This is a genomic window from Pseudomonas sp. NFX1 (genome assembly GCF_051123555.1).
Taxonomy (GTDB): domain Bacteria; phylum Pseudomonadota; class Gammaproteobacteria; order Pseudomonadales; family Pseudomonadaceae; genus Aquipseudomonas; species Aquipseudomonas capeferrum.
Genome location: NZ_CP169366.1, coordinates 2808301 through 2829431, shown reverse-complemented (window position 1 = coordinate 2829431; position 21131 = coordinate 2808301). Strand labels below are relative to the sequence as shown.

Annotated in this window: 22 protein-coding genes; 14 read left to right on the top strand and 8 right to left on the bottom strand. The window is 65.0% G+C overall.

Annotation, left to right across the window (positions count from 1 at the left end; all coding sequences use genetic code 11):
- Nucleotides 1–3: 3 nt before the first annotated feature.
- The 5 genes from arsH to DJ563_RS12710 form a co-directional block, all read right to left on the bottom strand.
- On the bottom strand, nucleotides 4–705 hold the full coding sequence (arsH, locus tag DJ563_RS12730) for an arsenical resistance protein ArsH (protein ID WP_274099434.1): 702 nt from the start codon (nucleotides 703–705) through the stop codon (nucleotides 4–6).
- Nucleotides 706–714: 9 nt separating this feature from the next.
- Nucleotides 715–1185 carry an arsenate reductase ArsC gene (locus tag DJ563_RS12725; RefSeq protein WP_434519629.1) on the bottom strand — a complete coding sequence of 157 codons (471 nt, stop codon included), beginning with the start codon at nucleotides 1183–1185 and terminating at the stop codon, nucleotides 715–717.
- A 27-nt stretch (nucleotides 1186–1212) separates the two neighbouring features.
- Nucleotides 1213–1560 (bottom strand): metalloregulator ArsR/SmtB family transcription factor, encoded by a 348-nt coding sequence (locus DJ563_RS12720; protein WP_434519628.1) that lies wholly within the window; start codon nucleotides 1558–1560, stop codon nucleotides 1213–1215.
- A gap of 190 nt (nucleotides 1561–1750) precedes the next feature.
- Nucleotides 1751–3058: an NtaA/DmoA family FMN-dependent monooxygenase gene (locus DJ563_RS12715; RefSeq protein WP_434519627.1), complete on the bottom strand. Its 1308-nt coding sequence runs from the start codon at nucleotides 3056–3058 to the stop codon at nucleotides 1751–1753.
- A 65-nt stretch (nucleotides 3059–3123) separates the two neighbouring features.
- The gene (locus DJ563_RS12710; protein ID WP_434519626.1) at nucleotides 3124–5205 is read right to left on the bottom strand and encodes a TonB-dependent receptor; all 2082 of its coding nucleotides are present in this window, start codon (nucleotides 5203–5205) and stop codon (nucleotides 3124–3126) included.
- A gap of 220 nt (nucleotides 5206–5425) precedes the next feature.
- Between DJ563_RS12710 and DJ563_RS12705 the strand changes: the two genes are divergently transcribed.
- Nucleotides 5426–6244 (top strand): IclR family transcriptional regulator, encoded by an 819-nt coding sequence (locus DJ563_RS12705; protein ID WP_274099429.1) that lies wholly within the window; start codon nucleotides 5426–5428, stop codon nucleotides 6242–6244.
- A gap of 13 nt (nucleotides 6245–6257) precedes the next feature.
- Here DJ563_RS12705 and DJ563_RS12700 read toward each other — a convergent pair whose 3' ends face one another.
- Nucleotides 6258–7034, bottom strand: coding sequence for an ABC transporter ATP-binding protein (locus tag DJ563_RS12700; protein WP_274099428.1), 777 nt, complete (start codon nucleotides 7032–7034; stop codon nucleotides 6258–6260).
- Between the two features lie 110 nt (nucleotides 7035–7144).
- Between DJ563_RS12700 and fepB the strand changes: the two genes are divergently transcribed.
- The 11 genes from fepB to DJ563_RS12645 all read left to right on the top strand — a co-directional run bounded on the left by fepB (nucleotide 7145) and on the right by DJ563_RS12645 (nucleotide 18564).
- Nucleotides 7145–8038: a Fe2+-enterobactin ABC transporter substrate-binding protein gene (gene fepB / locus DJ563_RS12695; RefSeq protein ID WP_434519722.1), complete on the top strand. Its 894-nt coding sequence runs from the start codon at nucleotides 7145–7147 to the stop codon at nucleotides 8036–8038.
- A gap of 53 nt (nucleotides 8039–8091) precedes the next feature.
- Nucleotides 8092–9084 (top strand): FecCD family ABC transporter permease, encoded by a 993-nt coding sequence (locus tag DJ563_RS12690; RefSeq protein ID WP_274099427.1) that lies wholly within the window; start codon nucleotides 8092–8094, stop codon nucleotides 9082–9084.
- Nucleotides 9072–10118, top strand: coding sequence for a FecCD family ABC transporter permease (locus DJ563_RS12685; protein ID WP_274099426.1), 1047 nt, complete (start codon nucleotides 9072–9074; stop codon nucleotides 10116–10118). The genes DJ563_RS12690 and DJ563_RS12685 overlap by 13 nt, the downstream gene beginning before the upstream one ends.
- Before the next feature lie 51 nt (nucleotides 10119–10169).
- The gene (locus DJ563_RS12680; protein WP_434519625.1) at nucleotides 10170–10844 is read left to right on the top strand and encodes a DUF2491 family protein; all 675 of its coding nucleotides are present in this window, start codon (nucleotides 10170–10172) and stop codon (nucleotides 10842–10844) included.
- A gap of 12 nt (nucleotides 10845–10856) precedes the next feature.
- Nucleotides 10857–11282, top strand: a complete 426-nt coding sequence (locus DJ563_RS12675; protein ID WP_033700365.1) for a DUF350 domain-containing protein — start codon at nucleotides 10857–10859, stop codon at nucleotides 11280–11282.
- Between the two features lie 28 nt (nucleotides 11283–11310).
- Nucleotides 11311–12030, top strand: a complete 720-nt coding sequence (locus DJ563_RS12670) for a DUF1190 domain-containing protein (protein ID WP_274099424.1) — start codon at nucleotides 11311–11313, stop codon at nucleotides 12028–12030.
- Between the two features lie 2 nt (nucleotides 12031–12032).
- On the top strand, nucleotides 12033–13190 hold the full coding sequence (locus tag DJ563_RS12665) for a glutathionylspermidine synthase family protein (RefSeq protein ID WP_274099423.1): 1158 nt from the start codon (nucleotides 12033–12035) through the stop codon (nucleotides 13188–13190).
- Between the two features lie 262 nt (nucleotides 13191–13452).
- A complete protein-coding gene (locus DJ563_RS12660; protein ID WP_033700360.1) occupies nucleotides 13453–13935 on the top strand; it encodes a formate dehydrogenase subunit gamma in 483 nt (160 codons plus the stop codon).
- On the top strand, nucleotides 13929–15488 hold the full coding sequence (locus DJ563_RS12655; protein ID WP_274099422.1) for a formate dehydrogenase beta subunit: 1560 nt from the start codon (nucleotides 13929–13931) through the stop codon (nucleotides 15486–15488). The genes DJ563_RS12660 and DJ563_RS12655 overlap by 7 nt, the downstream gene beginning before the upstream one ends.
- Complete coding sequence (gene fdhF, locus DJ563_RS12650; RefSeq protein WP_033700357.1) at nucleotides 15485–18364, top strand: formate dehydrogenase subunit alpha; 2880 nt, start codon at nucleotides 15485–15487, stop codon at nucleotides 18362–18364. The genes DJ563_RS12655 and fdhF overlap by 4 nt, the downstream gene beginning before the upstream one ends.
- On the top strand, nucleotides 18361–18564 hold the full coding sequence (locus DJ563_RS12645) for a formate dehydrogenase subunit delta (protein ID WP_274099421.1): 204 nt from the start codon (nucleotides 18361–18363) through the stop codon (nucleotides 18562–18564). The genes fdhF and DJ563_RS12645 overlap by 4 nt, the downstream gene beginning before the upstream one ends.
- A gap of 182 nt (nucleotides 18565–18746) precedes the next feature.
- Here DJ563_RS12645 and DJ563_RS12640 read toward each other — a convergent pair whose 3' ends face one another.
- A complete protein-coding gene (locus DJ563_RS12640; RefSeq protein WP_274100618.1) occupies nucleotides 18747–19610 on the bottom strand; it encodes a universal stress protein in 864 nt (287 codons plus the stop codon).
- A 154-nt stretch (nucleotides 19611–19764) separates the two neighbouring features.
- Between DJ563_RS12640 and DJ563_RS12635 the strand changes: the two genes are divergently transcribed.
- Entirely contained in the window at nucleotides 19765–20382 is a 618-nt protein-coding gene (locus DJ563_RS12635; RefSeq protein ID WP_047583899.1) for a tRNA-(ms[2]io[6]A)-hydroxylase, read from the top strand.
- 35 nt (nucleotides 20383–20417) lie between these two features.
- Here the strand turns inward: DJ563_RS12635 and DJ563_RS12630 are convergent, their stop codons facing one another.
- Nucleotides 20418–20738 (bottom strand): DUF883 family protein, encoded by a 321-nt coding sequence (locus tag DJ563_RS12630; protein ID WP_033700349.1) that lies wholly within the window; start codon nucleotides 20736–20738, stop codon nucleotides 20418–20420.
- A 126-nt stretch (nucleotides 20739–20864) separates the two neighbouring features.
- Between DJ563_RS12630 and DJ563_RS12625 the strand changes: the two genes are divergently transcribed.
- Complete coding sequence (locus DJ563_RS12625) at nucleotides 20865–21128, top strand: hypothetical protein (RefSeq protein WP_186661176.1); 264 nt, start codon at nucleotides 20865–20867, stop codon at nucleotides 21126–21128.
- The last annotated feature ends 3 nt before the right edge of the window (nucleotides 21129–21131 follow it).

The window sequence follows — 21131 nt, the reverse complement described above, 5'->3', positions numbered from 1 at the left end:
TGCTCAGATCGAACGCTGGTTCACCCGCGCGGTAAGCTGTTCGGCGCTCTCTTTGCGCTCGGAGTACCGGTCGACCAAAAATTCCGTGCGGTCACGCAGCAACAGGGTGAACTTCACCAGCTCTTCCATCACATCGACAACCCGGTCGTAATACGGCGATGGCTTCATGCGGCCGCTGTCGTCGAACTCCAGGTACGCCTTGGGCACTGAAGACTGGTTGGGGATGGTGAACATGCGCATCCAACGCCCCAGCACGCGCAGCTGGTTGACCACGTTGAACGACTGCGACCCGCCGCATACCTGCATCACGGCCAGGGTCTTGCCTTGGGTGGGGCGCACGGCGCCAAGGGCCAGGGGTATCCAGTCGATCTGTGCCTTGAACACGGCCGACAGGGCGCCATGTCGCTCCGGCGAGCACCAGACCTGGCCTTCGGACCACAGCACCAGGTCGCGCAGTTGTTGAACCTTGGGGTGCTCGACCGGTGCGTCATCGGGCAATGGCAACCCGGAGGGGTCGAAAACGCGGGTCTCTGCGCCGAAGTGCTCGAGCAGGCGTGCGGCTTCTTCCACCATCAGGCGGCTGAAGGAGCGTTCGCGGGTCGATCCGTACAGCAGCAGGATGCGCGGTTTGTGCTGGCTGGTGGGGGCTGTGTCCGGGGCAAGGTCGAACAGGGAAGGGTCGAGGTTGGGCAGTGATTCTGTCATGTGGCCTCCTTAGAGCGTGCCGATGCGGTCCAGCTCACGCTTGAAGTCATCGCGGTCGAGGGTATTGAAGGGGAGGGCGAACAGCGCTTTGCAGCGGCGCTCGATGATTGCCAGCGTGGTCTTGAATGCGGCGTCGATCGCGGTCTCGTCACCCTTTGCTTCGGAGGGGTCTTCCAGGCCCCAATGGGCTTTCAGTGCTGGGCCGAAGTAGGTCGGGCAGGTTTCACCGGCCGCCTTGTCGCAGACGGTGATGACGATGTCTGGCGGGTTGGCTGCGAAGGCATCGTTACCTTTGCTGCTCAGACCTTCGGTAGAAATGCCGGCCTGCTGCAGGCTGGTGAGGCTGCGCGGCAGCACCTGGCCTTTGGGGAAACTGCCAGCGCTGACGGCTTCGAAGCCGGGCGGTGCCAGGTGATTGAACAGCGCTTCGCTGAGAATGCTGCGGCAGCTGTTGGCGGTGCACATGAACAGGACTTGCATGGAAGGCTCGCTCGTGGGGTTGCGGATTCAGCAGCAGGCGGCTGCGCGGACGGGGCGGTCGTCCATGTTCTGCAGGCGGGAGGTGTTCTCTTCGAGCCATGCGGCATTGGCCTGCAGTGTCGCTTGCAGCATGTGCTGCACCCATGCGGGCAGGTCCGGGTTGAGTCGGTAATACACCCATTGGCCCTGGCGGCGATCCAGCAGCAGGCCGCTGCTTCGCAGTTGCGCCAGGTGCCGGCTGATTTTTGGCTGGCTGTCGTTCAGGGCGCACATCAACTCGCAGACGCAGAGCTCGCCCAAGTTGGCGATGAGCAGGGTGGCGCGGGCGCGGGTCTCGTCGGCCAGGTTCTTGAAGACCTCGGGAGGAGTAATCATGGGCGTGCCTTTATATATGGATAATCGAATATACGGATATCCATATGTATTGTGCAAGCTCGAAAATGACAAAACGGCCGCAGATGCATACGGTGCATTGAAGTTCACCCGTGCCGGGGCTGCCTTGCAGCCCTTTCCGACCGGTCCGGCGCCCCGGCAAGGCCGCTCCTACACAGGGCCGAGGTAAGGGTTAATAGCGAATCAGGTGCTCGGCAAAGGTCGCGCCTTGGTACTGCCCGCGGAACAACCCGCGCTCCACCAGGCGCGGCACCACCTCATCAAGGAAGCAGTACACCGAGCCGAACGAGCCCCCCGGCGCGGCAATAAAGCCATCCATCACCCCCGCTTCGGCCCAGTCGACAATCTCTTTGACAGCATCATCAGCCGTGCCGATCACCTGCCAGTGCGCCGCCGAGAGCACTTCCGGGCGCATCAGCAGTTCGCTGGGCAATAGCGCTTCGCGCTCGATCAAGCGCCGCAACAGGCTCACGTGGGTGCGGCTGGCGCCCGGCAGCAGTTGCAGGGGTGGCAGGTCGGCGGCGTGGATGCGCTGGTCGCTAGGCCAGGCCGCCAGGTCGATGCCGATCATGTTCTTGATGGCGGCATATTTACGCGCCTTGTCGACCCGCGCATGGGTGTCCATGAACAGTTCGCGCGCCTGTTTTCGCGTGGGCGCCAGGAACAAACTCAGCCCCGGCAGCAGGCGGATATCGGCAGCGTTGCGGCCATGGCGTTCGGCCCGCTGAGTGAGGTCGCGGCGCAGCTCTGCGGCGGCGGCCTGGTCCGGGGTGGGGGCGAAGACGATGTCGGCGACGCGGGCGGCGAAGTTGCGGCCACTGTCGGAGGCGCCGGCCTGGATCAGCGGAATACGGCTGCCCTGTTCGGGCAGGTTGAGCGGCCCCTGCACTTGCAGAAAATCACCCTGGTGGGCGATGGGCTGAACCTGCGCCGGGTCGGCATACACACCGTTGTCGCGGTCGATCAGCAGCGCCTGGTTGGGGAAGCTGCGCCACAACCGTTGCACCACGTCGGTGAACTCGGCCGCACGGGCGTAGCGCTCTTCGGCGCTGGGCATGGCAGCCAGGCCGAAGTTTTCGTGGCCTTGCAGCGCGGTGACGATGTTCCAGCCCACGCGGCCATTGCTCAGCCAGTTCAGCGACTGCAGTTGGCGCGCCACCAGGTACGGCGGGTAGAACGTGGTCGAAACGGTCGACACCAGGCCAATGCGCGTGGTCTCGCGGGTCAGCGCGGCAAGCAGCACGGTCGGGTCGAGGCTGGTAAATCCCGAGCCGCTTTGCAGGGCGTCGGCGACCACGCAGCTGACATCCGGGCGGAACACGAAGTCCAGGTGCGCGGCTTCCGAGCGGCGCGCAATATCGAGGGCAAAGTCGCTGCCGAACAGGCTTTCGACGCGGCTGTCCGGGCGTCGCCAGCCCTCGCCGCTGAGCCAGGTCGGGGCCAGCGACATGCCGATGTGCAAGCCTTTTTGAAGCGTCATCAGGGTGGGTCTCCAGTTGCTGGCAAATAAATGCAGGCCGGTATGTGCCGGCCTGCTGGGGTGGCTTAAAACGCGCCTTTGACGCCGACGCCCAACGTGCGTGGCTCGGTCATGCTGGCTTCGATTCCGCCGATGCCCCGGTTAGTCTGCATGTAGGTAGGGGTGCGCTCGTCGAAGACGTTCTTGACGTAGGTGTACACCTGGACCTGGTCGTTGAAGCGGTAGCTCATGCGGGCATCGGCCACGGTGTAGCCGTCGATGGCATAGCTTTTGGTGTTGGCGATATCCGAGTAGTAGCCGTCGATGTGACGCACCTGCGCGTTGAGGTTGAGGCGGTCGGTGATGTCCCAGCTCGGGCCGAAACTGACGGTGTAGCCAGGCGAGCGGGCAAACTCGTTATGCGCATAACGGCTGTTGGCGTCGATATCGTCGATGCGGGTCTGCAGGGCGCCGGCGCTGGCCTTGAGGGTCAGGTTGTCCAGCACGCGGTAGTCTGCCGACAGCTCGACCCCATAGGCGTGTGCCTTTTTGGCGTTGATGGTGTAGGACTGCGTCAGGCCCGAGGCCAGCACCACGGGGATGTTGTACTGCGCATCCTGCATGTCCATGTAGAACAGGTTGCCGTTCAGGTGCAGGCGGTCGTCCAGCAAGCTGGCGCGGGCGAACAGCTCGTAGTTCCACATGCGCTCGTCGTCGAACTGCTCGAAGCGCTTGCTGCTCATGTTCAGCGATACACCGCCGGGGTTGTAGCCGCGGCTGACCATGCCGCCCACGGTCCATTCCGGGGTCAGGGCGTAGGCCAGCGATACCTTGGGCAGGAAGGCGTTGAAGGTCTTGTCGTAGTCCAGGCCACCGGTGGCGAAAGGCGAGGTGCCCTCGCGCTGGATCTGGTCTTGCTGGAAGCGCAAGGCCGTGGTCAGGGTCCAGCGGTCGTTCAGGCGGTAGCTGACCTCGCCGAACACGCCCAGGTTGCGCTTGGTGTCGTCGAAGTCGGAGATGCCGCCGTAGTACAGGATTTCATCCGAATCGGTGCGGGCCAGGTACAGGCCGGCCATGCCGCTGAGGGTGTCTTGCTGTTCGCCGAAGGTGACCCGGGTTTCGTTGGAGAAGTTCTTCTGGCGCACATCGGCATCGCCGCTGTTGGCCACACCCAGCACGCGGTGCACGTTGGACAGCGAGTACTGGGTCTGGTTGAACAGCTTCATGCCGTTGTCCAGCTCGTAGTCGACGTCGACGATATGCGTGTTGGTCTGCTGGTGCCAGCTGGGCATGGTGGCGCCGGTGTGGTTCAGCTTGTGAAACGGATACGAGGCAGCCTCTTGGGTGGGGCGGTTGGAGTCGCCGTGGGCGAAGGTGTACTTCAGGCCAAGGCCTGGCACCGATTCGGGCAGCCACAACAATTTGCCGCGCAGGTTCAGCGAGCGGAAGTCCTGGTCCGTGCCGTGGCTGGCAAAGGACGGGTTGGTGTAGTCGATGAACGTGTCGCGTGCCGAGTAGTCCAGCGCCACGCGGCCGGCCAGGTTGTCGGTCAGGGGCCCGGAGACCGCCAGCGAGCTGCGCCGGGCGTGGTAGCTGCCCAGTTCTGCCTGGTAGGCCGCCTCGGGGGTGAAGGTTGGGTCTTTGCTCTTGACCACGATCGCCCCGGCGATGGCGTTGGCGCCCTGGCTGGTGGTCTGCGGGCCGCGGTACACCTCGATGCTGTCGACATCCCACACCGACGGTGCGCCAAAGTACATCTCGTTGTAGTTCAGGTAGTGCCCGTCGAGGTTGATGGTGGCGCGCGGTACCGTGCCGCCCCAGAACACGTTGGCGCCGTTGTTCGGGCCCTGGCTGTCCTGGCCGCGGATGATCGGTGCGCCGACCGAGTCGGTGTAGATCACGTTCGGCACGTCGTTGAGCACTTCGTGCACCGAGGCGTTGCCGGTCTTGAGGGTGTCGATCTCGCGGGCGTTGATTACCGATACCGACGAGGCCGTGTTCTTGAGGTCGCGTTCGACCTTCTCGCCGCTTACCACCACCGGTGCCAGCACCAGTTGCGGGTTGGTGGCTGGTGTCTGTTCAGCCAGGGCGGGTGGGGCAGCGAGCAGGGTGGACAGGGTCAGCACACCGAATCCTTGGCTGATCGAGCGTTGCGCGGGGTACTTCAAGACAACCTCCAAATGAGAACGATCCTCGTTTGCGATAGAAGGTATCACGGTGCCATCTCGTTCCGCAATAAAGAATCTATTCCTCGAAGTGGTATGGTGACTTCGCTCGGCGCGCGACGCCGCACCCTGCATGGGCTGCTGGCGGTATGATAGGCAGCCGCGCTTGCCGGGCGCGGCGATGCCGTTTGGCCAGATAATCAGAAATGAGGAGATAGCCCCGTTGAACACTTTGCAGTCCCCTGCCGATACGGAGCCGGAGAGCCCTGGCGAGAAGCGTTCCGGCACCATCCAGTCGGTGTCGATTGCTGCGCGGTTCCTGAATGTGCTGGCCAATGCCGAGAGTGAGCTGAGCCTGGGCGAGGTTGCCCGCCGCACCGGCACTGGCGGCTCCACGGCGCATCGCTATCTGCAGAGCCTGGTCAAGGAAGGGCTGGCCAGGCAGGACCCGGCCAGTGCGTTGTACGACCTCGGCCCGGCGGCGCTGAGTATCGGCATTGGTGCCCTGAAACGGGTGGACGCGGTGGACATCGCCGCCCAGCACATGAAGGCCCTGGCGCAACGGCATGCTGCCAGCGGTGGCGTGGCGATCTGGACGGATCGCGGCCCGACCTTGGTGCGCTGGTACCGCAGTGCATACTTCTCTATCAACCCGTTGGCCCTGGGCGACATTCTGCCGATCGACAACACGGCGTGCGGGCTGGTGTTCCAGGCGTTTTTGCCCAAGGCCACCATCGATGCGGCGCGCAAGCTGCAGCCGGCGCATTTTCGCGGTACTGCGCCCAGTGCCAAGGTGCTGGAGCAGATTCGCCAGCATTGCTGGGCCGAGCTGACCAGCCACTTGCTTTCCAGCGTGACGGGGCAGGCGGCGCCGGTGTTCGATGCGCAGCAGGAAATTGTCTGCGTGATGACCACGGTGACCGACCTGGGGCAGTTGCGTGCGCCTGAAGATCGCCAGGCGCTGTTCCATGAGGCGGGGCAAGTCAACCAGGCCACCGGCGGCCGTATGCTCGGTGCCCCAGCGCCAGTGCTGCCAGACTAATCCGCCTACGCTCCTACAAACGCGGCACCAGTAGTGGGGTGCCGCTGACCGGGTCTTCGATGATCAGCGCCGACAGGCCGAACACTTGCTGCACCAAGGCTTCGGTGAAAATCTCGGTCGGCGCACCCTGGGCCACGATCGCGCCGTCGCGCATGGCCACCAGGTGGCTCGCGTAGCGGCAGGCCTGGTTGAGGTCGTGCAGCACGGCCACGATGGTGCGGCCCTGCTGGTTCAGTTCGCGCAGCAGCTCCAGCAGCTCGAACTGGTGCGCGATGTCCAGGTAGGTGGTGGGCTCGTCGAGCAGCAAAATCGGGGTGTCCTGGGCCAGCACCATGGCGATCCACACGCGCTGCCGCTGGCCGCCCGACAGCGCCTGTAACGGGCGCTCGGCAAGCGCTTCGACCCCGGTTGCGCACAAGGCCCGCTGCACCGCCTGCTCATCGGCGTGCGACCACTGCCGCCACAGGCGCTGATGGGGGTAACGGCCGCGCGCGACCAACTCGGCGACAGTGATGCCGTCTGGCGCCGAGGCGCTCTGCGGCAGCAAGGCCAGGCGCCGGGCCACGTCTTTGGCGGGGCGTTGCTGGATGTCCTGGCCATCGAGCAGTACCTGGCCGCAACTGGGCGGCAGCAACCGCGCCAGCGCCGCCAGCAAGGTCGATTTACCGCAGGCGTTGGGGCCGACGATCACGGTGAAGGCGCCATCCTCGATATCCAGCGACAGGTCGTGCGAAAGCGTTCGGGTATCACGGCGCAGGGTCAATGCACGGGCTTGCAGGCGAGAGCTCATCGAAGGTCCTTGGCAAGGTTAAATTTGCGGAATGGATTCTACATGATGGAATTAAATGCATGAGAAGTATTATCATGCGCACCTTGATTCCCTTCGAGCGAAGCCAGTCGATGAAGCCTTTTCGTATTTGCGCAGCACTGACCGCGGTTGCCCTGATGCTGTTCGGCCCGTGCGTGGCGGCCGCGCCCACCCGCATCGTGTCCACCACGCCGAGCGTCACCGGCATTCTGCTGGCGATGAACGCACCGCTGGTGGCCAGCGCCGCCGCCACGCCCAGCCGGCTGACCGATGGCAAGGGCTACTTCTCGCAATGGGCGACGGTGGCGGACCAGCGCGATGTGCAGGTGCTGTACCGCAACCTGCAGTTCGACATCGAAGCGGTGGTGGCCAGTGCGCCCGACCTGCTGGTGGTGTCCGCCACCGGTGCCGACAGTGCCGCGCCGCACCTGGCCGAACTCAAGGCTCAGGGCATCCCCACACTGGTAGTGAACTACTCCAACCAGTCCTGGCAGGCGCTGGCCACCGAGCTAGGCGCGCGCACCGGGCTGCAACGCCAAGCGCAGGAGGTGATCCAGCGTTTCGATGACTACACCCGTGAAACCGCCACGCGCCTGCACCCATCGCCACGCCCGGTGATGCTGGTCGGCTACAACATCGGTGGCAGTTATTCCATCGGCCGTGCCATCAGCCCTCAGGCGCGGCTGCTGACGGCGCTTGGTTTCCAGTTGCGTGAGCTGCCTGAAGCCATGGCTGGGCAGGTGATCCGGGCCACCGAGTTCCAGTTCATTTCCCGCGAGAACCTTGCCGCCGCGATTGGCGATGCCGACGTGTTCCTGCTCAGTGCCGATGACAGCGATGCCCAGGCCTTTCGCAGCGACCCGGTGCTGGCCAACCTGCCAGCGGTGCAGCATCAGCGTGTCTACCCGCTGGGGCCGAGCTCGTTTCGCATCGACTACTACTCCGGGCGGCAGATGCTCGATACCGTCGCCGGCTACTTCCGCTGATCATGCATGACCTGTCGACCCAGCCTGTGCGGGCTGCTGGCCAGGTGCGCGGTATGCCGCGCCAGGGCCTGCTGGTGGGCGTGCTGATACTGCTGCTGGCCGCGTTGGCGAGCTTGCTGGTCGGTTCGCACGCAGTTCCCATGGCTGTCGTGTTCGACGCCCTCTACCAGCCCGACCTGCACAATGATCACCACCTGATCGTGCGTGAATTGCGGGTGCCGCGCACCCTGGTGGCGCTGCTGGCGGGCCTGGCGCTGGGGGCTGCGGGCACCTTGATGCAGGCGCTGACGCGCAACCCGCTGGCCGAGCCTGGGTTGCTGGGGGTGAATGCGGGTGCTGCGCTGGCCGTCATCCTTGGCGTCGCGCTGTTTGGCCTGACCCAGGTTGGCCAGTACATCTTGCTGGCCTTTCTGGGCGCTGGCGTTGCCGGTGTTGCCGTGTTCCTGCTCGGCCAGGCGGGCGGCAATGACAGCAACCCCGTGCGCCTGGTGCTGGCCGGGGCCGGGTTGACGATGCTGCTGGCGTCGCTGACCGGTATCGTTGTACTCAACACCCCACCGCAAGTTTATGACCACTTCCGTCATTGGGCGGCGGGGTCACTGGCGGGCAGCAGCACGGCCACGCTGCTATGGCCCGCCCTGGCCATTACCCTGGGGCTGGGCCTGGCGGCAGCGCTGATGCCGCAGCTCAATGCCTTGGCGCTGGGCCGCGACCTGGGCCGGGCGCTGGGGGTTAACCTGCGCCTGACCTGGGCGCTTGCCTGCGTCGCGCTGATGCTGCTGGCCGGCAGTGCCACGGCAATCGCCGGGCCGATCGGTTTCGTCGGCCTGGTAGCGCCCCACCTTGCGCGCGCGCTGGTCGGCCCGGACTACCGGCGCATGCTGCCCTATGCGGCATTGATTGCCGCGTTGTTGCTACTGGGCGCCGACCTGCTTGGGCGGGTGCTGGCTGCGCCGGCGGAACTGGCTGCCGGGACCCTGGCGCTGTTGCTGGGGGGGCCGGCGTTCATCGTGTTGATCGGCAGGTTTCGTCTATGTCAGCTTTGAATACCCCACGCGTACTCAGGTGCGGGCCTTGCAGCCTGCGTCTGCGCCCACGGGCGATATGGGTCGGCAGTGCGTTGTTACTGCTGGTGCTGGGCTTGGCGACCGTGCTGCTAGGTACCGGCAGCCTGCCGATTCGCGCCGGGCAGGTGCTGGCCAGCCTGCTGGGGCAGGGCGACAGTGAAATGACCCAGCGCATTGTCACGCGCGTGCGTTTGCCGCGGGTGCTCACCGGGATGCTGGTGGGCGCGTCACTGGGCATGGCGGGGGCGGTCTTCCAGTCGATTGCCCGCAATGCCCTGGGCTCGCCGGACGTCATTGGCTTTACGACCGGGGCCGCAAGCGGTGCCATCGTGCAGATCATTCTGTTCGATGCCGGCCCGTTGGCCACGGCACTGGCAGCGGTGGCAGCTGGCATGCTCACCGCATTGCTGGTGCTGCTGCTGGCGCGGCGCGGGCAGGGTAGCGAGGGTTATCGGCTGGTGCTGGTGGGCATTGGCATGGGCGCCACCCTGTCGGGCCTGAACCAGTTGTTGCTGGTTACCGGCGACCTTGATCAGGCGCTGTTTGCCCAGCTATGGCTGGCCGGCTCGCTCAGCACCCGGACCTGGGCGCATGTCGTCCCCGCCGCGTTGGGTTTGGCGTTGATCCTGCCGACAGTGCTGCTGCACGGGCGTGAGCTGGCGCTGCTGGAGATGGGCGATAGCACGGCCAGCCAACTGGGGGTGGCGGTCGGCCGTTCGCGGTTGCTGCTGGTGCTTTCTGCGGTGGGGCTGACGGCTATTGCCACGGCGGCTGCCGGGCCGATTGCCTTTGTTGCCCTGGCAGGGCCGCAATTGGCGCGGCGGCTGACGCGTACGGCAGGCGCGCCGCTGTTTTGCTCAGCCTTGATGGGGGCGGCCTTGTTGCTGATCGCCGATTGGCTGAGCCAGCGCCTGGCGGGCACGGCGCAGTTGCCGGTCGGTTTGGTGACGGGGGTGCTGGGTGGCGGCTATCTGCTGTGGCTGATTACCACCCAGCGCACGCGGTCTTCGTAGCAACGCCCCGGCATGGCCGTCAACCTGGCGTGACATCAATGCAAACAGTGCTTGAATTGGCTCGGGCGGCCAAACCCGTTAAGGTGTCGCCCCTCGCAAGGACTGCCCCGCTTCAGGACGTTTACGATGCCACTTTCGCCTAGTGCCACGCCGCCATTTGGCTTGCTCAGCGGTCGCCGGTTCACACCCGCTGCGTCACTCGAACCATTGCTTGAGGGGCATTCGCAACTGCTGGTTCCCGGCGCGGAAACGGTCTGGGCCGTCGGCGAGGTCGACCTCGGGGCTTCGATGCACCTGCTGCGTTTCTATCTGGACGATGAAGACTATTGGCTGCAAGTGCTGATGAACGGTAGCGAAGTGGGTGACACCGTATTGTTCGGTTATCACAGCGCTGTACCGATCCGCGACGCGTCGCACCTTCAGCGCCTTGTCGGCAGCCAGTCCAAGGTCGGCCTGCCGATCTACGAACACGACGGCTACCTGTATTCCCGCCAGTGGGGCCATGAGGCAGGCCAGGCCAAACTGGTCCCGTTGCACGAGCGCGTGACCTGCCCTGATGCGCGCTATGGCATCCAGCACCTGTCGATGCTCTACGCCCGCGATACCGGCCTGCCAGAGCGTCGCGAATTCCTGCTGCTGTCAGCGGAGGAGGACGAGCAGGGCAATGCCACTTTCACCACTTCGTTGGGCGTCACCCTGCACCCCACGGACTTTCACGTAACCTGACAAGGACTCACCATGCTCGACGCTCTCCGCCTGTCGCTCAATGCCACTGCAGTGACTGGCTTCATCCTTTATATCAGCGTGGCACTGTTGCTGTTCTGGCTGTTCCAGTTCATCTATACCCGCCTTACACCGCACCGCGAGTTCGCGCTCATTCGTGAGAACAACCCGGCCGCGGCCATTGCCCTGGGCGGCTCGCTGATCGGCTTTTCGCTGCCGGCCAGCAATATCATCGCCTACAGCGTCGGCATCCTCGACGTGGTGGCCTGGGTTGTGATCGCCGCGGTGGTGCAGTTGCTTGCCTTCGGCCTTACCAGCCTGGTGCTGCGCGGCCTGTCCAGGCGTATCGCCGCAGGCGAACTGGCCGCTGCCATCTACGCTGCCAGCGTGGCGATCAGCGTCGGCTTACTCAATTCGGCTTGCATGACCCCGTCGGCCTGACGCACTAGGAGCCCCCATGAAATCCCCAATGAGACGAAGCTCCGTCAAGCTGGTGCTGGCCAGCTCGCTGCCCTTGGCGTTGACCGCGTGCAGCCCGCAAGAGGAAACCTACACCGTCAGCCAGCAGGTGAACTACGGCAATGTCGAAGCCTGCGTCAACGACAAGGTGCCGGAGAAGGCGTGCAACGATGCCTACAAGCAGGCGCTGGCCGAGTACCGGCGCACCGCCCCGACCTATGTATCGAAGCCCGACTGCGAAGCCGAATTCGCCCCTGACGGTTGCCAGATAGGCGCCGGTGGCCGTTACATGCCCCGCATGAGCGGGTTCGAGCTGGACACCGCAGGTGAAGTCACCCAGTCCCAGGTCGATGCGGCCCACGCTCAGGGCGGCGGCTATGGCCATGTCGCCACCGCCGTGGTCGCTGGCATGCTGCTGGGGCAGATGACCAACAGCGCCGACCGCCGTTATCGCGCGCAGCCGCTGTATACCTACCGCGATGGCGCCGGGCAGCGCAATGGCCTGCTTGGGCAGCGATATGGTTCCGCCGGGGGCATTCAGCGCACCAACAAGGACGAGCAGAGCAGCAGTGGCGGTTCGTCCGGAGGCGGCGGTGCTGGCTATGGCGCCTCAGGCCGCACGGCGTCGCGCTCGGCCGTCTCTGCGTCCATCTCGCGGGGTGGCTTTGGCAGCCAGGCCACGGCCCGCAGTGGCTGGGGCGGCAAGTCTGGCAGCTTCTTCGGGGGGTAGGCATGCGCAAGGTCGAGCTCGCAGAGCGCCCAGGCTGGCGCGCCACTGCCCAACAAGAGGGCTTTGCCTTCCACACCCTCGATGGCGAGCGCTACTGGGACGAGCGGGGCTACTACCAATTCAGCCAGGCCCAGGTCGAGCGCGACTTGCAGGCCCCGACCGAAGCACTGCACGCGATGTGCCTGGACGCCGTTGATCGTATCGTCGACAGCGAGGCGCTGATGACGCGCCTGGCCATTCCTGCGGCATTCTTTGACCTGGTGCGGCAATCGTGGCTAGCGCGGCAGCCGCATCTGTATGGGCGCTTTGACTTCAGCTATGACGGCCATGGCCCGGCGAAACTGATCGAGGCCAACTACGACACGCCTACCTCGCTGTACGAGGCGGCGGCATTCCAGTTGATCTGGCTTGAAGAGCAGATCCAGCGGGGCGTTCTGCCCGCGCATGCCAGCCAGTTCAATACCCTGGCCGAAGACCTCATTCAGGCGTTTGCCGCGCAGCAGGGGCAGGGCACGTTCTACTTCTCGACCATCTCGGGCTCGGTAGAGGACCGTGGCACAACGGACTTTTTGCGCAAGATGGCCGCGCACGCCGGTATTTCCACCCGGCATATCGACCTGGAGGACATCGGCCTGAATGGCGAAGGGCGTTTCGTTGACCTGGAGGGGCAGCCGATTCAGCGCTTGTTCAAGCTGCACGCCTGGGAGCACATCTTCCACGAAGCCTTCGGCAAGGCCATCCCAGGTTGTGACACGCAGTTCATCGAGCCGCCGTGGAAGGCGTTGATCTCCAACAAGGGCATCTTGCCGTTGCTGTGGGAATGGCACCCAGGTCACCCCAACCTGTTGCCGGCCTTCATCGACGATAACCCTTCGCGGCCTGTGCCCAAGGGCTGGGTACGCAAGCCGTATTTCTCGCGGGAAGGGGCCAATGTGGACATTCGCACCGGCGAGGGGCAGCGGGTGTTCGAAGACGGGCCCTACAACGATGCGCCGTACATCCTGCAAGGGTTTGCGCCGTTGCCCAGGTTTGCTGACAGCTACACGCTGATCGGTTCGTGGGTCGTCGGTGACACTGCGGCGGGTATCGGTATTCGTGAGGATGACTCCCTGATTACCAAGGACAGTTCGCGGTTTTTGCCGCATGTCGTGCTGGACTGACGGGCCGCGAAGCGGGGCAGCTGACCCCCCCTGAACCTCACGTCGGTTTCAGGATGCGCCTGGTCGTTCGCATGCAACCCTGCGCCGCCACAAGTGCCATGCTTGCAGGATGCCCTCGGGCCAGTGCGCGCAGACGCACGGCCATGGGCAAGGAGGCTGCCGACACCACGCAACCGTGACGTGGCCGGTACGCCGCAGCAGAACACGCCGGCCCCTGCCCCTACAACGCCAAGGCAGGGTCCGTGATGCCGAGGTCCGCTGTATGCCTGATGAACTGCTCCACCTGCCTTTGATCCACAGCATCCTGGCCCGTGAAAAGGAGACCCCCGGCGCCCTGTTGCCGATCCTTCACGCCATTCAGCAAGGCATCGGCTTCGTCCCCGATGCCGCTGTCGCCGAAATTGCCCATGCCCTGAACCTCAGCCTGGCCGAGGTGCGCGGGGTGATCAGCTTCTACCACGACTTCCGTACCACGCCACCTGCACGCCATACCTTGCGCCTGTGCCGGGCCGAGTCATGCCAGAGCCGTGGCGCCGAGGCCTTGGCCGCGCAACTGCGCGACCAATTGGCGCTGGACGACCATGGCACCAGCGCCGACGGCGCCATCAGCCTGCGCCCGGTGTACTGCCTGGGTGCCTGCGCCTGCTCGCCAGCACTGGAGCTGGACGGCCAATTGCACGCACGCCTCACGCCTGAGCGCCTGCGTGCCCTGGTAAACGGTTGCCTGGAGGGCGAAACATGTTGAAGGTGTTCATCCCCTGTGATTCGGTAGCCCGCGCCGTGGGTGCCGATCAGGTTGCCGAGGCCGTGCAGCGCGAGGCCGAACGCCGGCAGTTGGCGGTCGATATCCAGCGCACCAGTTCGCGTGGCCTGTACTGGCTGGAGCCGCTGCTTGAATGCGAAACCGCACAGGGGCGCCAGGGTTTCGGCCCGGTCACGGTGCACGATGTGCCGGCGCTACTCGATGCCTTGGCAGGCGAGGCCCACGAGCATGCCCTGGCCTTGGGGCCGGTTGAGCAAATCCCTTATCTGAAAAGCCAGCAACGCCTGCTGTTCGCCCGGGCCGGCGTAACCCGGCCGCTGTCGCTGGATGACTACCGTGCCCACGGCGGCTTTGCCGGGTTGCAACACGCGGTGGCGCTGGACGGCGCCGAGGTGGTTGCTGCGGTGCTTGATTCCGGCCTGCGCGGCCGTGGCGGTGCGGCGTTCCCGGCTGGCATCAAATGGCGCACCGTGCGCGATGCCGGGGCCGGGCAGAAGTACGTGGTCTGCAACGCCGACGAAGGCGACTCCGGTACCTTTGCCGACCGTATGCTGATGGAAGGCGATCCGTTTCTGCTGATCGAAGGCATGATCATCGCCGGCCTGGCCGTGGGGGCCGACAAAGGTTACATCTACGTGCGCTCGGAATACCCCGACGCCATTCGCGTGCTGGACCAGGCCTTTGCCATCGCCCGTGACGCCGGTTACCTCGGTGTGAACGTGGCCGGCAGCGGCAAGGCCTTCGACCTGGAAGTACGGGTTGGCGCTGGCGCTTATATCTGCGGCGAAGAAACCGCGCTGCTGGAGTCCCTTGAAGGCAAGCGCGGCATCGTCCGCGCCAAGCCGCCATTGCCGGCCCTGCAGGGCCTGTTCGGCTTGCCGACCCTGGTGCACAACGTACTTACCCTGGCCTCGGTGCCGATCATCCTGGCCAAGGGCGCTGCGTTCTACCGCGACTTCGGCATGGGCCGCTCGCTGGGCACCATGCCGTTTCAGCTGGCCGGCAATATCCGCCACGGTGGCCTGGTGGAGCGGGCGTTCGGCCTGACCCTGCGCGAGCTGGTGGAAGGCTATGGCGGTGGTACCGCCAGCGGCCGGCCACTGAAGGCCGCGCAGGTCGGTGGGCCGCTCGGTGCCTGGGTGCCGCCCAGCCACTTCGACACGCCGCTGGACTATGAAGCCTTCGCCGCGATGGGCGCGATGCTGGGCCACGGCGGTGTGGTGGTGGCCGATGATACCCTCAACATGGCCAGCATGGCGCGCTTCGCCCTGCAGTTTTGCGCCGAGGAATCCTGCGGCAAGTGCACCCCCTGCCGCATCGGCTCGACCCGTGGCATGGAGGTGGTGGATCGGCTGATCGCCAGCACCGATTTCACCGAACGCCACGACCACGCCCTGCTGTTGCGCGACCTCTGCGACACGATGCAGTACGGCTCGCTGTGCGCCATGGGCGGGATGACGGCCTACCCCGTGGCCAGCGCGCTCAAGTACTTCCCCGCCGATTTCGGTCTGACTCAGACGGAGGCCGCACAGTGATCAATTTTTTCGACCCCGAGACCGATCTTGGCACCCCGGCCCGCGACAGCCAGGTGCAGGTCAGCCTGAACATTGACGGCCGCGCGATCAGCGTGCCGGCCGGTACCTCGGTGATGCGCGCCGCCGCCATGCTCGGCACCAGCATCCCCAAGCTGTGCGCCACCGACAGCCTTGAAGCGTTCGGCTCGTGCCGCATGTGCATGGTGGAAATCGACGGCATGCGGGGGTATCCCGCCTCCTGCACCACCCCTGTCAGCGAAGGCATGGTGGTGCGCACCGAAACCCCGCGCCTGGCCGGGCTACGGCGCAATGTGATGGAGCTGTACATCTCCGACCACCCGCTGGACTGCCTGACCTGCTCGGCCAACGGTAACTGCGAACTGCAGACCGTCGCCGGTCAGGTGGGGCTGCGTGAGGTCCGCTACGGCTACGACGGCGCCAATCACCTGGCTGAGAAGAAGGACGTCTCCAACCCGTACTTCGACTACGAGCCCAGCAAATGCATCGTCTGCAGCCGCTGCGTGCGTGCCTGCGAAGACATCCAGGGCACCTTTGCCCTGACCATCACAGGGCGTGGTTTCGACTCGCGGGTGGCGGCGGCCGGGGGCGATAACTTCCTGGCCTCCGAGTGCGTGTCGTGCGGTGCTTGCGTGCAGGCGTGCCCGACCGCCACCTTGACCGAAAAGAGCCTGGTGCAGCTCGGCCAGCCCGAACGTGCGGTGATCACCACCTGCGCCTACTGCGGTGTCGGCTGCTCGTTCCGTGCCGAGATGAAGGGCGACCAGCTGGTGCGCATGGTCCCGGACAAGAACGGCGGCGCCAACCATGGCCACGCCTGCGTCAAGGGCCGCTTCGCCTGGGGCTATGCCACCCACCCGGACCGCATCACCAAGCCGATGATCCGCAAGCGCCTCGAAGACCCGTGGCAGGAAGTCAGCTGGGAAGAGGCGGTAAACTACGCGGCCAGCGAGTTCCGGCGCATTCAGCTCAAGTACGGGCGTGATTCGATTGGCGGCATCACCTCCAGCCGCTGCACCAACGAAGAAGCCTACCTGGTGCAGAAACTGGTGCGCGTGGCGTTTGGCAACAACAACGTCGACACCTGCGCCCGGGTGTGCCATTCACCCACCGGCTACGGCCTCAAGCAGACCCTCGGTGAATCGGCCGGTACCCAGAGCTTCGATTCGGTAATGCAGGCCGACGTGGTCCTGGTGATTGGCGCCAACCCCACCGATGCCCACCCGGTGTTCGGCTCGCAGCTCAAGCGCCGCCTGCGCCAGGGCGCGCGGCTGATCGTCATCGACCCACGGCGCATCGACCTGGTCGACTCGCCCCACGCCCGCGCCGAGCTGCACCTGCAACTGCGCCCTGGCACCAACGTGGCCATGCTCAACGCCCTGGCCCACGTGATCGTCAGTGAAGGCTTGCTGGCCCAGCGCTTTATCGACGCGCGCTGCGAGACCGAGGACTTCGCCCGCTGGCGCGACTTCGTCAGCCTGCCAGAGAACGCGCCGGAAGTACTCGGCCCGGTCTGCGGCGTGCCCGCCGAGCAGATCCGCGCCGCAGCCCGGCTGTACGCCACCGGCGGCAACGCGGCCATCTACTACGGCCTGGGTGTCACCGAGCACAGCCAGGGCAGCACCGCGGTGATGGGCATCGCCAACCTGGCCATGGCCACCGGCAACATTGGCCGCGAAGGGGTAGGGGTGAACCCGCTGCGTGGGCAGAACAACGTGCAGGGTTCGTGCGACATGGGCTCGTTCCCGCATGAACTGCCCGGCTACCGGCATATCTCCAACGAAGGGGTACGTGCCGAATTCGAGCGGGCCTGGGGCGTGACCTTGCAGCCCGACCCGGGCCTGCGCATTCCCAACATGTTCGAGGCGGCCCTGGATGGCAGCTTCAAGGCGCTGTACTGCCAGGGTGAGGACATCGCCCAGAGCGACCCCAACACCCAGCACGTCACTGCGGCCCTGCATGCCATGGAGTGTGTGGTGGTGCAGGACATCTTCCTCAACGAAACGGCCAAGTTCGCCCACGTGTTCCTGCCGGGCAGTTCGTTCCTTGAAAAGGACGGCACCTTCACCAATGCCGAGCGCCGTATCTCGCGGGTGCGCAAGGTCATGGAGCCGCTGGCCGGCAAGGCCGACTGGGAGGCCACGGTGGCCCTGGCCAACGCCTTGGGCTACCCGATGCAGTACCGCCACCCGTCCCAGATCATGGACGAGATCGCCCGCCTGACGCCGACCTTCCACCGCGTCAGCTACGCCGAGCTCGACCGCCATGGCAGCCTGCAGTGGCCGTGCAACGATGCCGCACCCGATGGCACGCCGACCATGCACATCGACCAGTTCGTGCGCGGCAAGGGGCGCTTCATGCTCACGGGTTACGTGCCCACCGACGAGAAGGTCAACAGCCGCTACCCGCTGTTGCTGACCACCGGGCGTATCCTCAGCCAGTACAACGTTGGCGCCCAGACCCGGCGCACCGGCAACGTTGCCTGGCATGATGCCGACCGCCTGGAGCTGCACCCGACCGATGCCGAGAGCCGTGGCATTCGCGACGGTGACTGGGTGGGTATCGGCAGCCGTGCCGGGCAGACGGTGCTGCGCGCCAAGGTCAGTGCGCGGGTAGCGCCGGGGGTGGTGTACACCACATTCCACTTCCCTGAGTCAGGTGCCAACGTGATCACCACCGACAACTCCGACTGGGCCACCAACTGCCCTGAATACAAGGTGACGGCGGTGGAGGTGGTGAAGGTGTTCCACCCGTCTGAATGGCAGAAGCGCTACCAGGACTTCAGCGACGAACAGCGCCGCCTGCTCAAGGAGCGCCGCACCGCCGAGCAACCGGAGAACGCCGAGGTGCGCCGATGAGCAGTGACAACCTGGTCAAGATGGCTAATCAGATTGCCCATTATTTTGACAGCGAACCGAACCGGGTGCTGGCGGTGCAGGGGGTGAGGCAGCACTTGCAGAGCTTCTGGACGCCGGCGATGCGCCGGCAGTTAATGGCGTGGAGCGAGGCCAATGGCGGGGAAGGTCTGGACCCGAAAGTGCGCGAGGCGCTGACCTAGCCCTTCGCGCGAGGCAACGCCTTGCCTGTGTAGGAGCGGCCTTGCCGGGGCGCCGGACCGGTCGGAAAGGGCCGCATAGCGGCCCCAGGTTCTGTGGCGCAGCAAAAATCGCCGGGGCCGCTTCGCGCCCCTTTCGCGACGCAAGGCCGCTCCTACAAAAGCATGCCGACGCTGTGCTGGGCCTACTCGCGGGCCAGTTCCGTCAGGTGGGCAATCGCTTCTTCGCTCTTGAGCACCAGCACATCCCCTTCGAGCGAGTCGAGCACCACCTCCGACGTATTGCCGATCAATGCACCAGAAATCCCCGTGCGGGCCACCGTGCCGATCACCGTGACCACGGCGCCGAACTTCTTCTCGGTATGGGGTATCAGCACATCGGCCGGGCCTTCGGCGACATGCAGGCGTTCATCGCTGATGTCGAACTCGGCCTGAAACGCGCGGCAGGCTTCGCGGTAGCGCTCTGCAATGGTCTCGCTGAGCTGGTAGACCGGGTCCGCAGCCGACAACATGGGAGAGGGGTGCGCACTGATGACGTGCAACTGACCTTTCGCCAGGCCGGCAATGGCATAGCCATGGTCGATGATGCTCGCGTGCAACCGGCGGTGATCCTCATCCTGGTTGCCGACATCCACGGCCGCCAGAATTACCCCGCCCGTCCATGGCCGCTCGGTTTTTACCATCAGCACCGGGCTGGGGCACAGGCGCAGCAACTTCCAGTCGCTGGGCGTCAGCAGTGCTTTTTTCAGGGGGTTGTCCGGCCGGTGCTCCTTGATGACCAGCTCGCAGCCTTCAGCTTGCTGCACCGCGATGATCGACTCGTGAAGGGTGTCATGCCAGGCCTGCTCCGAGGTCACGTTGTCATACCCGTCATCGTGCAACTGGCTGCACAGCAGGCTGAGCAGCGCGCTGTGGTCCTGTTTCTTGTCACACATCAACAGGTGCAGGCGCGCGCCGGTCACCCCCGCGATCAGCTTGGCGCGGGTCAAGGCCCGGCTGTGGGCATGCGCGGGGTCGAGGACGACGAGGATGCTGCGGACGGCTTGCATGGGCTTGAGCTCCGTTCAAAGATGGCGGCCAATGCCTGACTATAGTCGGCGCCCCACCCGCCGCCGCTTGATGTACATCAAGCATAGTCACTGGCGCTGCCGCTTGCCGCCGGTATAATCGCCGGCCCTGCCTGTTCTGTCTGGTTGCACGTTTATGTCCTTGATCCCCGAAATCGACGCCTTTCTTGGCTGCCCGACCCCAGATGCCTGGATCGAAGCGGCGCTTGCCGACCAGGAAACCCTGCTGATCGACCACAAGAACTGCGAGTTCAAGGCCGCCAGCACCGCCTTGAGCCTGATCGCCAAGTACAACACGCACCTTGACCTGATCAACATGATGTCGCGCCTGGCCCGCGAGGAGCTGGTGCACCATGAGCAGGTGTTGCGCCTGATGAAGCGTCGGGGTGTGCCTTTGCGCCCGGTGTCGGCCGGGCGTTATGCCTCGGGCCTGCGCCGCCTGGTGCGTGCCCATGAACCGGTCAAGCTGGTGGATACCCTGGTGGTGGGGGCCTTCATCGAAGCACGCAGTTGCGAGCGCTTTGCCGCACTGGTGCCGCATCTGGATGAAGAGCTGGGTACCTTCTACCACGGCTTGCTGAAAAGTGAAGCGCGCCATTACCAGGGCTACCTGAAGCTGGCCCATCAGTATGGTGAGGCAGCGGACATCGCCCGCCGGGTGGAGCTGGTACGTGAGGCCGAGGCCGAACTGATCCAGTCACCGGACCAGGAGCTGCGCTTCCACAGCGGTATCCCGCTGGCGCAGGCCGCCTGAAACCCATCAGGCGGCGCTGCGGCCGTTAGCGCTGCTTAGTAACGGCGGCCCAACAACAGGCCTACCACCAGGCCGAAACCTGCGGACACGGCAACGGTCTGCCAGGGGTGGCCGCCGATGTAGTCCTGGGTGGCATCCACCACCGGCTGGGCCTTGTCACGCACATTGCTCGCCGCCTGGCGGGCCTGGCGCAGCTTCAGGCTGACTTGGGCGCGCAGGGTTTCTGCCTCCTCGCCAACCAGGGCTGCGCTGTCGTTGAGCAGCTTTTCGGATTCTTCGATCAATGCCTGCAGTTCGCTGAAGACCTGATCCTTGATCTGATCGCTGGCGGCTTGTGCGGCGTTTTTTCGGGCCATGAACTCATCCTCGTCAATGGGGGGGTGAACAATGGATGCCGGCGCGTCGGGAAAGTTGCGCCGGCTTTCCGGTGACGCGTCGCTACGGTGTAAGATAGCGGCCATTTTCAACAGGCAGGTACCTTCATGAGTTTCAATCTGGCCAACAAGAGCTTCGAGGAACGGGCGCAGATCGAGGCAGAGAAGGCGCGGTTGTTCGAAATGTGGCAGAGCAACCTGGGCAAGGCCAAGGGCGAAGCGGCCCGGCTGATTTCCGAAAAGCCACGGCGCAAGGGCAAATGGGCCGAGTGGGTGCGTGCCGAGCTTGAAGGCATGTCGCCGCCCGAATACGCCAGTATGGTGCGCAGTGAGGTCAACAAGATGATGGCCGCCGCCAACAACAGCCGCTGAGGC